Raw genomic sequence first — 1,358 nt, 5'->3', positions numbered from 1 at the left:
TGTCGCGCCGGGCACGGTCAGGCCGCGCTTCCCGCCGTCTTCTTGCGGCGCGCCGCGTACAGACCGGTCGCGGCGACGGCCAGGACGGCGAGCCCGCCGGCGGTCACGGTCGGCGAGGCGAGACCGCCGCCACCGGTGTGCACCCCACCGCTGGGCTTCTCGGGCTTGCCGCTCCAGGACTCCCCGCCCTGCTGCCCGCTCCAGGAGTTCTCGTCCTGCTTCGCCGCGGTGCCGGAGCCGGTGTCCTGCTGCGCGGTGCCGGACGCCGTGCCCTGCTCGCCGTCCTTGGTGGTCTCCGAGTCCGGCTTGCTCCAGCCGTTGTCGGTCACGGTGGTCGGCGCGCCGCCACCCGTGTGCATGTCACCGCGCGGCGCCTCGTGGCCGTCCTTGCCGGGCTCCTCGCTGGAGGAGGAGTCCGTGGTGTCCCAGCCCCCGGACGCGTACGCGACGCCGGGCGCGCCGAGCGTGAGGACGGCCGCAGCCGCCGCGGTGGCCATGAGCATGCGAGCAGAGCGCATCTGACGATCCTTCCGCCGACGGGCGGGCAGCCGACGCTCCGTCAGCTGGATTGACCCGCCCCCGACGTGATCCACCGTCAGCCCACCGTGTCCCCGTCACCACTCAAGACGATCACTCGGGTGAACCCGCCCGGCCCGGCACACGAGTTCACGGCGGACGCGACGCGGAGGTGGTGCGGACGCGATGCCGAGGCGATGCGGCCGCATGACGCAGCCGGCCGGCCCCGGAGTCTCCCGGAGCCGGCCGGCTGGGGTGCGGCGAGGGTCAGACCGTCCCCAGCAGCATGGTCAGGACGTCGCGGAGTGCGGACTCGGCGTCCGGGACCGCCCCCGGCGACCGCCACGCCACGAACCCGTCGGGCCGGACGAGCACGGCACCCGAGGGCGCCGTGCCGTGGGCCGCCGCCCAGTCCCTGTCGCCCTCGGGCGTCAGCTCGGCATCGGGTCCCGTGCCGAAGCGGTACGAGGCGAGGGGTACGGACATCGTCTCGGCGAGGCGGAGGGCGGCCTCGTGCCAGTTGCCGGGTCCGTCGGCGACCGCGTCCGCACCGGAGTCGGCGCCGGCGTCGGCGTCGGCGTCGCTGAGCAGGACCAGCGAGCGTTCGTAGAGGTCCAGGGTGGAGACGCATTCACCCCGATGCCGTACCGCCATGTGGGGTGCCCTGCTGCCGGGTTCGCCGGACAGGTCGAGGCGTTCCGGGACGACCGCGGTCGCGGGGTCGATGCCGAGGACGGCACCCTGCGGGTAGCGGTAGCCGAGGGCCACGTTGAGGATGCCGCGCTGCGGGCCGCCGCCACCGCCTACGCCGGGGGCCGGGGCGAAGCCGGGGTGGCTTTGTG

At 75.0% G+C, this 1,358-nt stretch carries 2 protein-coding genes; both read right to left on the bottom strand.

The window, feature by feature from the left end:
• Nucleotides 1-17 precede the first annotated feature (17 nt).
• A complete protein-coding gene (locus tag AWZ10_RS12420; RefSeq protein ID WP_060891089.1) occupies nucleotides 18-518 on the bottom strand; it encodes a hypothetical protein in 501 nt (166 codons plus the stop codon).
• Nucleotides 519-783: 265 nt separating this feature from the next.
• Nucleotides 784-1,358, bottom strand: a 575-nt coding sequence (locus AWZ10_RS12415; protein WP_482258099.1) for an aromatic-ring hydroxylase C-terminal domain-containing protein, incomplete at its 5' end; no start/stop codon positions are given.

Origin of the sequence: Streptomyces europaeiscabiei (assembly GCF_001550375.1) — a bacterium.
GTDB classification, from domain to species: domain Bacteria; phylum Actinomycetota; class Actinomycetes; order Streptomycetales; family Streptomycetaceae; genus Streptomyces; species Streptomyces europaeiscabiei.
This window is presented reverse-complemented; position numbering and strand designations above follow the sequence as displayed.

Excerpts from the sequence above, each read along its gene's own strand:
- AWZ10_RS12420 (WP_060891089.1), bottom strand. The coding sequence starts at position 518 with ATGCGCTCTGCTCGCATGCTCATGGCCACCGCGGCGGCTGCGGCCGTC.